General features: G+C 53.6%; 15 protein-coding genes. 14 read left to right on the top strand and 1 reads right to left on the bottom strand.

Annotation, left to right across the window (positions count from 1 at the left end):
• Positions 1-7 precede the first annotated feature (7 nt).
• Together rpsE and rpmD are read left to right on the top strand one after the other, a co-directional pair.
• Positions 8-589, top strand: coding sequence for a 30S ribosomal protein S5 (gene rpsE, locus GOV45_RS10045; protein ID WP_170476963.1), 582 nt, complete (start codon positions 8-10; stop codon positions 587-589).
• Positions 590-601: 12 nt separating this feature from the next.
• Positions 602-790: a 50S ribosomal protein L30 gene (gene rpmD, locus GOV45_RS10050; RefSeq protein ID WP_005621828.1), complete on the top strand. Its 189-nt coding sequence runs from the start codon at positions 602-604 to the stop codon at positions 788-790.
• Positions 791-913: 123 nt separating this feature from the next.
• Here rpmD and GOV45_RS10055 read toward each other — a convergent pair whose 3' ends face one another.
• Positions 914-1,279, bottom strand: coding sequence for a RidA family protein (locus tag GOV45_RS10055; RefSeq protein ID WP_170476965.1), 366 nt, complete (start codon positions 1,277-1,279; stop codon positions 914-916).
• A 284-nt stretch (positions 1,280-1,563) separates the two neighbouring features.
• Here GOV45_RS10055 and GOV45_RS10060 point away from each other — a divergent pair, with 284 nt between their 5' ends.
• The 12 genes from GOV45_RS10060 (at position 1,564) to GOV45_RS10115 (ending at position 12,560) form a co-directional block, all read left to right on the top strand.
• On the top strand, positions 1,564-1,779 hold the full coding sequence (locus GOV45_RS10060; RefSeq protein ID WP_170476967.1) for a DUF1127 domain-containing protein: 216 nt from the start codon (positions 1,564-1,566) through the stop codon (positions 1,777-1,779).
• Between the two features lie 249 nt (positions 1,780-2,028).
• Positions 2,029-2,502, top strand: a complete 474-nt coding sequence (rplO, locus tag GOV45_RS10065) for a 50S ribosomal protein L15 (RefSeq protein WP_170476968.1) — start codon at positions 2,029-2,031, stop codon at positions 2,500-2,502.
• 109 nt (positions 2,503-2,611) lie between these two features.
• Positions 2,612-3,976, top strand: a complete 1,365-nt coding sequence (gene secY, locus GOV45_RS10070; protein WP_170476970.1) for a preprotein translocase subunit SecY — start codon at positions 2,612-2,614, stop codon at positions 3,974-3,976.
• The gene (locus tag GOV45_RS10075; protein ID WP_170476971.1) at positions 3,973-4,620 is read left to right on the top strand and encodes an adenylate kinase; all 648 of its coding nucleotides are present in this window, start codon (positions 3,973-3,975) and stop codon (positions 4,618-4,620) included. The genes secY and GOV45_RS10075 overlap by 4 nt, the downstream gene beginning before the upstream one ends.
• A gap of 211 nt (positions 4,621-4,831) precedes the next feature.
• On the top strand, positions 4,832-5,200 hold the full coding sequence (gene rpsM / locus GOV45_RS10080) for a 30S ribosomal protein S13 (RefSeq protein ID WP_170476973.1): 369 nt from the start codon (positions 4,832-4,834) through the stop codon (positions 5,198-5,200).
• 15 nt (positions 5,201-5,215) lie between these two features.
• Positions 5,216-5,605 (top strand): 30S ribosomal protein S11, encoded by a 390-nt coding sequence (gene rpsK / locus GOV45_RS10085; RefSeq protein ID WP_008757289.1) that lies wholly within the window; start codon positions 5,216-5,218, stop codon positions 5,603-5,605.
• Between the two features lie 114 nt (positions 5,606-5,719).
• Positions 5,720-6,736 (top strand): DNA-directed RNA polymerase subunit alpha, encoded by a 1,017-nt coding sequence (locus GOV45_RS10090; RefSeq protein WP_170476975.1) that lies wholly within the window; start codon positions 5,720-5,722, stop codon positions 6,734-6,736.
• A 117-nt stretch (positions 6,737-6,853) separates the two neighbouring features.
• Entirely contained in the window at positions 6,854-7,276 is a 423-nt protein-coding gene (gene rplQ, locus GOV45_RS10095; protein WP_170476977.1) for a 50S ribosomal protein L17, read from the top strand.
• 139 nt (positions 7,277-7,415) lie between these two features.
• On the top strand, positions 7,416-8,750 hold the full coding sequence (locus tag GOV45_RS10100; RefSeq protein ID WP_170476979.1) for a DUF3300 domain-containing protein: 1,335 nt from the start codon (positions 7,416-7,418) through the stop codon (positions 8,748-8,750).
• A 1-nt stretch (position 8,751) separates the two neighbouring features.
• On the top strand, positions 8,752-9,642 hold the full coding sequence (locus GOV45_RS10105) for a DUF2950 family protein (protein ID WP_170476980.1): 891 nt from the start codon (positions 8,752-8,754) through the stop codon (positions 9,640-9,642).
• Between the two features lie 209 nt (positions 9,643-9,851).
• A complete protein-coding gene (locus GOV45_RS10110; protein WP_170476982.1) occupies positions 9,852-11,237 on the top strand; it encodes a trypsin-like peptidase domain-containing protein in 1,386 nt (461 codons plus the stop codon).
• A 3-nt stretch (positions 11,238-11,240) separates the two neighbouring features.
• The gene (locus tag GOV45_RS10115) at positions 11,241-12,560 is read left to right on the top strand and encodes a replication-associated recombination protein A (RefSeq protein ID WP_170476984.1); all 1,320 of its coding nucleotides are present in this window, start codon (positions 11,241-11,243) and stop codon (positions 12,558-12,560) included.
• Positions 12,561-12,590: the final 30 nt, after the last annotated feature.

Raw genomic sequence — 12,590 nt, forward strand, 5'->3', positions numbered from 1 at the left:
ATGCCAGATGGCAGAACGTGAAAACCGTCGGGGCCGAGGCCGCGACCGTGAAGAAGCACCGGAATTTGCCGATCGACTGGTCGCAATCAACCGTGTGTCTAAAACCGTAAAAGGTGGTAAGCGCTTTGGCTTCGCCGCTCTGGTGGTGGTCGGCGATCAGAAAGGTCGTGTCGGCTTTGGCAAAGGGAAAGCGAAAGAAGTACCTGAAGCCATCCGCAAGGCCACTGAGCAGGCCAAGCGTCAGATGATCCGTGTGCAACTGCGCGAAGGTCGGACTTTGCACCACGATATCGAAGGTCGTCATGGCGCCGGTAAAGTGGTTATGCGCACCGCACCTGAAGGAACCGGCATCATCGCAGGTGGTCCGATGCGTGCTGTGTTCGAAATGCTGGGCGTCAAGGACGTTGTTTCCAAGTCGCTGGGGTCGCAAAACCCGTACAATATGATCCGCGCAACCATTAACGGTCTGCAAAAAGAGCAGAGCCCGCGTTCGGTTGCTGCGCGTCGTGGCAAAAAGGTTGCTGACATTCTGCCCAAGCGGGAAGATACCCCGGCGGCCGAAGCACCTGCTGCTGAAGCTGAAGCGTAAGGAGAGCGACCCATGGCAAAAACCATCGTCGTCAAGCAAATCGGTTCTCCGATCCGCCGTCCCGCCGAACAGCGTGCAACTCTGATCGGTCTGGGTCTGAACAAGATGCACAAGACCCGTGAGCTGGAAGATACACCTTCGGTCCGCGGCATGATCAACAAGATTCCACATCTGGTAGAGATCGTCGAAGAACGCGGTTGATCGATTCAAAAACGAAATTCCAAAAAAGCGCCTCCGGTTCGGCCGGGGGCGCTTTTTCGGTTTAAAATAAAGCCTGCTAAATGTTTTGGTTTCTTGTAAAAGTTAAAGACCCAGAACAGCGTGTTAGAGCGCTTCCGGCTTTTGTACTGCTATTACCACGATCTCTATCAGCGTCACATCGTCACCAAGGTCGGCTCCGACGCATGCTCTTTGCGGCCAATTTTTAGACGCGCCAATCCACTCACACCAAATTTCGTCCATGTCAGCCTTCATTTTCATGTCGCTCAGGTACACTGTTGCTTGTAGAAGCGCCTCTTTGTTGCTTCTTACTTCTGCGAGTTTTGCGTCAAGAAATTGTAAGCTGTTTCGAGTTTGCGCTTCGATCCCGCTGGCGGCGTTGGGGTCATAGGCAACAACGTAAGCAAGTCCATTGAAGGACACGGCATCGCTGCGCCCCTTTGCGTCACTGACAACGCGCTGAATTTTCAAATCAAACCCTTTCAGAAGTTTTACGGCCGCAAAATCGCACACCCAAACCAAATACGCAGTGAATAACAGGACTCAGGCGAACTGCAACAACCCAATCTAATCGCAATCCATAATCGATCGCCGATCATATCTTTTGTTGATTTGCCATTCACTCAATGCATATCGGCTAGACCTAAAATATCGTTGTTAGCGTTACCTGCCGCACCTATCTGAGCTTTGTCCCCAAAGGAACACATAGAGAAAACACCGGGGAATACGCCCTGGTCAAAGTAAGGAATAGAGAAATGGCACACACAACTGCACTAGCACATGGCGGTTTCAACCTGAGTGCGCGAATTGCGAAGTTTGTCGAAGGTTTGAAAGAAACTCGCACCAAGGCAATCGAGTACCACCGCACCTATAACGAGCTCCAACGCTTGTCCAACCGGGAACTGGATGACATTGGTTTGCGTAGGTGTGACATAGCAGACATCGCGCGCGAGCAGGTTTATTTCTCGTAAATACAATGAAGCTGTATAGCGCTTTAATTTGGAACTGAAACTGAGGCGCCCTGTGGCGCCTCTGGTATTTGCGGGTTTGGCAACCACGAGATGGTTGCTGAATGTTTGAAATTTACAAGAAACCTTGCAACAGACGGCACGAAGCTGTATCGGGCTGCGGTGGCATTGTGTCCGCGAGAATCAAAATCAAAAAATGCCGTGTTTGGCCCATCACGCTTCGGGGGTCACATCCGGCCAAGGAGAAGCGAAATGAAACTGCATGAATTGAGCGACAATCCCGGCGCCACACCAAAACGCACCCGCGTTGGCCGTGGTCCCGGTTCCGGCAAAGGTAAAATGGGTGGCCGTGGTATCAAAGGCCAGAAATCCCGGTCAGGTGTCGCCATCAATGGTTATGAAGGCGGCCAGATGCCGCTTTATCAGCGTCTGCCAAAGCGTGGCTTCAACAAGCCGAACCGGAAGGAATTTGCTGTAATCAACTTGGGCCTGATCCAGAAATTTGTCGACGCTGGCAAACTGGACGTCAAATCAGCAATTACCGAAGACGTTCTGATTGAGTCCGGGCTCGTACGCCGCAAACTGGACGGTGTCCGGGTTCTGGCAAAGGGTGAAATCAACGCGAAGGTGAACCTGGAAGTGACCGGAGCTTCGAAATCTGCCGTTGAGGCAGTTGAAAAAGCGGGCGGTTCACTGAAAGTCACAAAAGCTGCTGCGGCAGAGTAAGCGCTTGTGAGTGGCGTCCGGGCCGCTTACATAGACTTCAGAGTTTTCCAAGACGCCGCCCGAGCCGGAAAACGGTTCCGGGCGGCGTTTACATAAGAGAGACCGATTTATGGTATCAGCAGCAGAACAAATGGCAGCCAACGCGAGCTGGTCTGCCCTTGGCAAAGCCACCGATCTGCGCAACCGCATCCTGTTCACGCTGGGATTGTTGATTGTCTACCGCCTTGGCACCTTCATTCCGGTACCTGGCATTGACGGGCAAGCTTTGCGCGAATTCATGGAGCAGGCGGGGCAGGGCATCGGCGGCATGGTTTCGATGTTTACCGGCGGGGCGCTTGGGCGGATGGGTATCTTTGCCCTTGGTATTATGCCCTACATTTCGGCTTCGATCATCGTGCAACTGCTGACTTCTATGGTTCCGGCCCTCGAACAACTCAAGAAAGAGGGCGAGCAAGGGCGCAAGAAAATCAACCAATACACGCGTTTTGGCACCGTAGCGTTGGCTACGGTCCAAGCCTACGGTTTGGCTGTCTCGCTGGAATCCGGCGATCTGGCCACCGATCCTGGGCTGTATTTCCGTTTCTCTACGATGATCACACTGGTCGGCGGCACAATGTTCCTGATGTGGTTGGGTGAGCAGATCACGGCGCGCGGTATAGGTAATGGTATCTCTCTGATCATCTTCGTTGGAATCATTGCAGAAGTTCCGGCGGCATTGGCGCAATTTTTTGCCAGCGGTCGCAGCGGCGCGATCAGTCCGGCGGTAATCGTCGGCGTAATAATCATGGTAATCGCAGTGATTACATTCGTTGTGTTCATGGAACGGGCGCTGCGCAAAATTCACATCCAGTACCCCCGTCGCCAGGCAGGTATGAAAGTGTACGAGGGCGGCTCGAGCCACCTTCCGGTCAAAGTAAACCCTGCAGGTGTAATCCCGGCGATCTTTGCAAGTTCATTGCTTCTTTTGCCGGTGACTATCTCAACCTTCTCATCCGGCGCCACGAATGGGCCGTTCATGTCGTGGCTGTTGGCTAACTTTGGTCCGGGTCAACCGCTGTATCTGTTGTTCTTTGCGACGATGATAGTCTTCTTTGCCTATTTCTACACGTTCAACGTGTCATTCAAGCCGGACGATGTGGCTGATAACCTGAAAAAGCAGAATGGATTTGTTCCCGGTATTCGCCCAGGAAAGAAAACTTCGGAATATCTTGAATATGTGGTCAACCGCGTTCTGGTTCTGGGTTCGGCCTATCTGGCGGCGGTGTGTCTTCTACCGGAAATTCTGCGAGGTCAGTTTGCCATTCCGTTCTATTTCGGCGGTACGTCGGTTCTGATCATTGTCTCTGTGACTATGGACACGATCCAACAGGTGCAGAGCCATTTGCTGGCGCATCAATACGAAGGTCTTATAGAAAAGTCCCAGCTGCGCGGTAAAAGCAAAAGACGCGGCAGAAAGGGACCCGCTCGGCGATGAATATCATTCTGTTGGGCCCGCCGGGCGCGGGCAAAGGCACGCAGGCGCGGCATCTGGTTGAAACGCGCGGTATGGTACAGCTAAGCACGGGCGACATGCTTCGCGAAGCAAAAGACAGCGGCACAGAGATGGGCAACCGTGTGGCGGAGGTAATGGCCAAAGGAGAATTGGTCACTGATGAAATCGTCATTGGGCTTATTCGTGAAAAGCTGGATCAGGGCGCGTCGGGCGGATTTATCTTCGATGGATTTCCCCGGACACTGGCGCAAGCAGATGCATTGGGTGAATTGCTCGAAAGTACTGGCAACAGTCTGGGTGCCGTAATCGAAATGGAAGTCGACGACGCTGCATTGGTTGAGCGTATCACGGCGCGATCCACCTGTGGCGGTTGCGGTGAGGTCTACAACGACAAAACCAAACCCATCCCGGCCGACGGACGTTGCACGAATTGCGGTAAGGAAAACGACTTCAAACGTCGTGCTGACGATAACGAGCAGAGCCTAAAGACCCGGCTTATGGAATACTACAAGAAAACCTCACCGCTGATTGGATATTATTATGCCAAAGGTCAGCTCTCCAGGGTCGATGGTCTGGGTGAGATTGCGCAAGTTCAAGATGCAATTGCAGGGGTTCTGGACGCCTAGTGTATCTATGGTTGGAAAATGGGCTTGACGACGCGATCAAAAGCCCATATCGACCCACATCCCTTAGGGAATCATCGTCGCGTGCGGGATTCGTCTGGCGCGCCTCTACTACCTCGTACAAATGCTGGACTCTCTGGCCTCACTGCCAAGGTCAAGTGTTGTGAAAAAAGGTTCTGGAGTTACGGAACCGCAACAAAAAGGAAAGTGACACGTGGCACGTATTGCCGGCGTAAACATCCCGACTGCCAAGCGGGTACCTATCGCCCTCACATATATCACCGGTATCGGTAACACCTCGGCTAACGCAATATGCGAAGCCGTCGGTATCGACACGGCTCGCCGTGTCAACGAACTCTCGGACGCCGAAGTTTTGGCCATCCGTGAACATATCGACGCTAACTACACTGTTGAAGGTGACTTGCGTCGAGAAGTTCAAATGAACGTCAAGCGCCTGATGGATCTGGGCTGCTATCGCGGTCTGCGTCATCGCCGTAACCTGCCGGTTCGCGGTCAGCGTACCCACACCAACGCCCGTACCCGCAAAGGCCCCGCAAAGGCCATCGCTGGTAAGAAAAAATAAGGGAGGGTTTGATCGATGGCACGTGATAAGACACGCGTTAAGCGTAAAGAGCGTAAGAACATCGCATCGGGCGTTGCCCATGTGAACTCGACGTTCAACAACACCAAGATCCTGATTTCGGACGTACAAGGCAACGCCATTTCGTGGTCGTCTGCCGGCACAATGGGGTTCAAGGGTTCGCGAAAGTCGACACCTTATGCTGCCCAGATGGCTGCAGAAGATGCAGGGAAAAAGGCGCAGGAACATGGCGTCAAGACGCTGGAAGTCGAAGTGCAGGGGCCTGGCTCTGGTCGGGAATCTGCGTTGCGTGCGTTGGCTGCAGTGGGCTTCAACATCACGTCGATCCGCGACGTGACCCCAATCGCTCACAACGGTTGTCGCCCGCCAAAGCGTCGCCGCGTCTAAGTGATTTTGAATAGAGCTGGGGCTGTGTTTTTGCACGGCCCCAGCACGTCATTTTAAACCTCGGGCGTCTGCACCTTGTTGGTCATGGGGCGCGGACAGGAATGGAGGGATTACATGATCCATAAGAATTGGGCAGAATTGATCAAACCGACCCAGCTTGACGGTAAACCGGGTAATGATCCTGCGCGTCAGGCAACTCTGGTTGCCGAGCCGTTGGAGCGTGGATTTGGTCTGACTTTGGGCAACGCACTGCGTCGTGTATTGATGAGCTCGCTACAGGGTGCCGCTATCACAAGTGTCCAGATCGACAACGTTTTGCACGAGTTTTCGTCGGTTGCGGGTGTGCGTGAAGACGTCACCGACATCATCCTGAACCTAAAAGGCGTGTCCCTACGTATGGAAGTCGAAGGTCCCAAGCGCCTGTCGATAAACGCCAAAGGCCCTGCCGTTGTTACTGCAGGCGACATTAGTGAAAGTGCCGGTATCGAGGTTCTCAATCGGGACCATGTCATCTGCCATTTGGACGATGGCGCGGACCTGTTTATGGAGCTGACTGTCAACACTGGCAAGGGTTACGTCTCAGCCGAAAAGAACAAACCCGAGGATGCTCCCATCGGTCTTATCCCGATCGATGCGATCTACTCTCCGGTCAAAAAGGTTGCCTATGATGTTCAGCCTACCCGCGAAGGGCAGGTTCTGGACTATGACAAGTTGACCCTGAAGATCGATACCGATGGATCGATCACTCCAGAAGATGCTTTGGCCTTTGCCGCGCGTATTTTGCAAGACCAATTGTCGATATTTGTCAACTTTGACGAACCAGAGGCAGCCGGTCGCCAAGATGAAGATGATGGTCTGGAATTTAACCCGCTGCTGCTGAAGAAAGTGGACGAACTTGAACTGTCGGTCCGTTCGGCGAACTGTCTGAAGAACGACAACATCGTGTACATCGGTGATTTGATCCAGAAGACCGAAGCCGAGATGCTGCGCACTCCGAACTTCGGCCGCAAATCGCTAAACGAGATCAAGGAAGTGCTTTCCGGTATGGGTCTGCACCTCGGTATGGATGTCGAAGACTGGCCGCCCGACAACATCGAAGATCTGGCCAAGAAATTCGAAGACGCGTTTTAAGCGCGTCTTCGCCTATGCCCGGGTTGCCGGGGACGTTCTGGGCACTTCCGCCCCAAGGAGAGCCGATGACACGCATCGCCGGCCAGACAAAGCAAAATTGAAAGAAGGAACTAAAAAATGCGTCACGCACGTGGTTATCGCCGCCTGAATCGTACTCACGAGCACCGAAAAGCTCTGTTTGCGAACATGGCCGGTTCTCTCATCGAACATGAGCAGATCAAGACGACACTTCCCAAAGCTAAGGAATTGCGTCCGATCGTTGAAAAACTGATCACCCTTGGCAAACGCGGTGACTTGCATGCCCGCCGGCAGGCAGCGTCGCAGCTGAAGGAAGATAAGGACGTTGCAAAGCTGTTCGAAGTTCTTGGTCCTCGTTACGCCGAGCGTCAGGGCGGCTATGTCCGCATCCTGAAGGCTGGTTTCCGCTATGGCGATATGGCCCCAATGGCGATCATCGAGTTCGTTGATCGTGATCTGGACGCCAAGGGCGCTGCTGACAAAGCACGCGTCGCTGCGGAAGAGGCGGCTGACGAAGAGTAATAGAACCTGGCACGATCAGAAGGCCCCTGCGTTTTAATCGCGGGGTCTTTTTGTTTTTTCAGGTGCCTAAGGCTTACTGTCGTCCTGTTGCCAGAATCGAGATTTTGAGTGATCCTTCAAGAAATTGAGGGATCGCAATATGTTCAGATATTTAATAATTGCGCTCAGTATCGGCGCATCTAGTGCCCTTTATGCGCAAGAAGCATCCGACAATGTTGAAGCAGCGCCATCTGATCTTTTGACAGATGCCGAACTGCAAACTTTAGTCGCCCCGGTGGCTCTTTACCCCGACACGTTGCTAATACAGATCTTTGTCGCCGCCACGCAGCCATTGGAGATTGTCAAGGCCGAGCGCTATTTGCTTGATAACGCTGATCGTGACCCTGCAGAACTGGAACCTGAAATAGAAGCGATGGGATGGGATCCTTCTGTAGCTGTCTTAGCGACAGCTTTTCCCGAAGTCGTTGGACAAATGGCAACGCATATTGATTGGACCGAAACGGTAGGTACCGCCATGCTGGCCCAGTCAGATGACGTGTTGGACGCAGTTCAGGTGATGCGGGATCAGGCAATCGACAGCGGTGCATTGGTTTCAGGGCCTGAGCAAACCGTCGAAGTGGCCGAAGATGAAACAGTCGTAATCACACCCACAAACACCGAAACGGTCTATGTGCCCCAATACAACCCAGAGACCGTCTACACAGGGCCTTCGGCTGGAGATGTACTCGGCGCGACTTTGCTGACCTTCGGCACCGTGGCGTTGATTGATGAGATTTTTGACGATGACGACGATTGGTATGATTATTGGGGATGCCGAAATTGCGGGGGGTGGGACGGTGGTCCTATCTACAGAAACCCAGACATCGACATAGACGTCGATGGAAACGTCAACATCGGTAATGACATAGACTTGGGCGACCGAACAAAGAATGGGTGGCAACCCGATCCGGATCGTCAACAACAGGCGCGCAACAAGATCGCGGATCATAAAAGACCCGAAGGCGGTCGTAGCGATCTGCCAGTCAACCGCCCTGAGGGGCGCACAGATGAGTTGCGTGCCAAATTGAGCCGAGAGTCCGGAGCCGCAGATATCAGCAGAGATGGAGCCGCGCGAGACCGGGCGGCGGCAGCTGCGGTTGGAGCAGGCGCTGGTGCGGTGGCAGGTGGTGCGCTTGCCAATCGGGCAGATGGAAACGGTAACCTGCCGCAGGTTAATCGAGGCAATGTTGACCGCGATAAGGCTGTGGCCAAACAACAAGCTATTGATCGCACCAAACAACGGCCAGATGCCGGGAAAAAGAATGTGGCGCAAAGACCAAAGACCGCTCAGAAACCGCCAGTAAAGAAAGCGGCGGCGCCGCAACGTAAACCTTCGGCATCCAAGGGGCGGGCGATGAAGAAAAAAGCGTCGGGTAGCAGAACACATAGTGCGTCCAAACGTGGGCACGCGGCCAAAGGAAAGCGGAGACGGTAAGATGCGTAAGTCGTTTTTTTCTATTTTGCTCCTTGTCGCCGCCGCTGGCCCGGCGCTGTCGGATGGAGCTCGGTTTGATACCCCGCAGACAGCTCTGGACGCATTTGTCGAAGCGTTGAGGGCGAGCGATCAAGAAAAACTTCTGGAGATTTTTGGGTCCGAAGCTGAAGAATTGATTGGCACGGGTGAACCTGTGGAAGAGCGGGAAACAAGGCAGGAAGTGCTTGAAATGTACGCCGAAGGGTACCGCTTTCAGCCCGAGGGTGAAGGGGTAGTTCTTCTGCTGGGTGAAGACAGTTGGCCCTTCCCGATCCCAATTTCAAGAGTTGAAAACGGATGGCAATTCGATCTCGAAGCCGGGGTCGAAGAACTGTCCGCCCGTGAGATCGGTTTGAACGAACTCGAGGTTATCGACTTGCTTGAGGCTTATGTCGATCTTCAGGCTGCGTTCCGGTTGATCGATCATAACGGTGATGGAGTTATGGAGTTTGCACGAACTATCATCGCCGATCCAGGGGAAAGAAACGGGCTGTTCTGGCCTGAGGAAGATAGTTTCGTGGGAGCAGCACTGGCGCGTGCTGCGGCCTCAGGGTGGAGCGATGGCGAGGCCGACTATGAAGCTGAACCCTTCCTTGGTTACTATTATACAATCTTGCAAGGTCAGGGACCAAACGCTCCTGGTGGGGCTTATTCCTATTATGTCGGCGACTTGTTCTTGGCTGGGCACGCACTGCTGGCGGTCCCGTCTGAATATGGTGAAACGGGTGTCCACTCGTTCCTGGTTGGTGAAAACGGGGTCGTTTTCGAGGCCGACTTCGGCCCGGATACGCTTAACTTAACAGCTGAAATTTCGACCTATGATCCGGGCCCAGATTGGTCACCGGTTGAATAAGCTGAAATTCAGAAACGTAAGAGATCTTTGTCCGCTGCTTGCAACATCATAGGTTGTGCTGGACTAAAATCGGTTGTGTGAATTCAGTTGTTGGGGCCAGCGCCGCTGTCATGAACCGCGGCCTCGTAGACGTGCCCATCGGTTGTCCTCGCTTGCATTACTGGCTTGTGGAGCGCATATCCACCTGAACAATATCGGTTGAGGTATCCATGTTTCGCGCGACACTTATTGTTTTGTCATTGGCATGCGCCACTATGGCCACGGCAGAAACCCGAGTACCGAAGACGCAGTCCGAAATTTCCTTGGGTTTCGCGCCTGTCGTCAAGCAAGCAGCACCAGCCGTTGTCAATATCTACGCAAAAATCGTGAGGAAGGGTGGTGCAAACCCTTTCTTTTCAGACCCGTTCTTTCAAGAGTTTTTTGGCCGTGATTTTGGCGCCCCAAGGCCTCGTGTTCAAAATTCGCTGGGTTCTGGAGTAATTTTGACCGAAGACGGATTTGTCGTTTCGAACTATCATGTCGTCGGATCTGCCACGGAAATCCGCGTGGTCACTACGGACAGGCGCGAGTTTTCGGCTAAAGTGGTGCTGGGAGACGAAGAAAGCGACATCGCCATCTTGAGATTGGAGCAAGCTGATAGCCTTCCTTACCTAATAATGCGCGACTCGGATCATGTGGAAGTGGGCGAGTTGGCGTTGGCAATTGGCAATCCATTCGGGGTGGGGCAGACGGTTTCCTCAGGCATTATCTCAGGTTTGGCACGGACAGGAACCGCAACCGGTAACGCGCGCGGGTATTTCATTCAGACCGACGCTGCAATTAACCCCGGCAACTCCGGTGGTGCTTTGATCGATGTGAATGGGAAACTGATCGGAATTAATACCTCGATCCTAACGCGGTCCGGTGGTTCGAATGGTATTGGTTTTGCCATACCTGCCAATCTGGTTGCTGAATTTCTGAAACAGGCACGTGCTGGCAATTCGAACTTTGTCAGCCCGTGGGCTGGTATGGCCGGGCAGCACATGAGCGCAGATATCGCCGAGTCGCTGGGCATTACTATCCCACAAGGCGTGGTCATCTCCGATTTACACATTCTCAGCCCACTGGCTGACGCCGGGTTGCGTGTAGGTGATGTGGTGACCCATGTCGATGGGGATGAGGTCAACTCCCCCGCTGAAATGAAATTCCGCATGTCTGTATCGGGTGTTGGTGGAACATCCATCTTAACGCGACTAAGGGACGGCGTGAGCGGAGAAGTTGAAGTAGACCTGATTGAGGCTCCGGACAAGCCAGCGGCAGAAGAAACGTCTCTTGACGATAAAACTGTATTGCCCGGTTTAAAAGTTGCCCGAGTAAATCCCATTATGATTACAAGCCTTGGATTGGCTCTTTCGCAGACAGGCGTGGTCGTCGTAGATCCCGGCCCTTACGGTGGTCGTGCTGGCTTGCGGGTCGGCGACGTTCTGAATGCTATAAATGGCGCAGAAATGGAGCGCCCGGGCGACGTTGTTAGCGCTTTGACCGATCCTGGGCGCAGATTGAACATGAGTATTCAACGTGGCGGGCGTTCTTTATCCCTTCGGTTTCGGTTGTGATCTGTGACTGATTTATTCGACACAGGAAAGTCCGAACCTGCCGAAGAACCACACCGACCGCTGGCCGATAGGTTGCGGCCAAAATCGCTGAGCGATGTGATCGGACAGGAACAAGTGCTTGGACCAGAAGCACCGTTGGGCGTCATGTTGGCTGCGGGTAGTTTGTCCAGCCTAATATTCTGGGGACCTCCGGGTGTCGGGAAGACCACGATCGCGCGACTTCTTGCGCAGGAAACCGATCTACACTTTGTTCAGATCAGTGCGATTTTTACAGGGGTGCCAGACCTGAAAAAGGTTTTCGAGGCTGCGAAAATCCGTCGGCAAAACGGTCAAGGCACATTGTTGTTCGTCGACGAAATACATCGTTTCAACAAGGCGCAGCAGGATGGGTTTCTGCCACATATGGAAGATGGCACGATCTTGTTGGTTGGGGCCACGACTGAAAACCCGTCGTTTGAGTTAAACGCCGCGGTGCTGAGCAGAGCGCAAGTTTTGGTTCTGGAACGCTTGAGTCTTGCGGATTTGGAACGTTTGACGCAACGGGCTGAAAAAGAACTTGGACGCGCATTGCCGCTGAACCCGGCTGCGCGAGATGCGCTGCAAGAGATGGCAGATGGCGACGGGCGCGCGTTGCTAAATCTGATCGAACAGATCGCGGCGTGGTCAGTTGATAGGCCTCTGGATCCGGATGCCCTGTCGACGCGCTTGATGCGAAGGGCTGCCAAATATGACAAGTCTGGAGACGAGCATTACAATCTGATCTCGGCGCTGCATAAATCGGTCCGAGGGTCCGACCCCGATGCGGCCCTTTATTGGTTGGCCCGAATGCTGAACGGTGGCGAAGACCCCAGATACCTTGCGCGTCGGATCACCCGGATGGCGGTCGAGGATATTGGTCTTGCCGACCCACAAGCCCAGGCAATTTGCCTTCAATCCTGGGAGACATACGAAAGATTGGGTTCTCCTGAGGGTGAATTGGCTTTGGCGCAAGCACTCATCTATCTGGCTTTGGCGCCGAAATCGAACGGGGCCTATATGGGCTATAAGGCGGCGACGCGGCTTGCAAAGCAGTCGGGCAGTGAACCTCCGCCAAAGCATATATTGAACGCGCCAACGTCCCTAATGAAAGATCAGGGTTATGGGGAAGGGTACGCTTACGATCACGATGCCGAAGACGGATTTTCCGGTCAGAACTACTTTCCCGACGATATGAAACGCCCGGTCCTGTATCAGCCGGTAGAACGCGGTTTTGAGCGCGAGTTAAAGAAGCGTCTGGAGTATTTCGGTAAGTTGCGAGCGCAGCGGAACTCTGATCAAGGCTGACTTGACTCTTTGAACGATGCAGGCGAGAGA

The sequence above is a fragment of the Ruegeria arenilitoris genome (assembly GCF_013035425.1).
Taxonomy (GTDB): Bacteria; Pseudomonadota; Alphaproteobacteria; order Rhodobacterales; family Rhodobacteraceae; genus Ruegeria; species Ruegeria arenilitoris_A.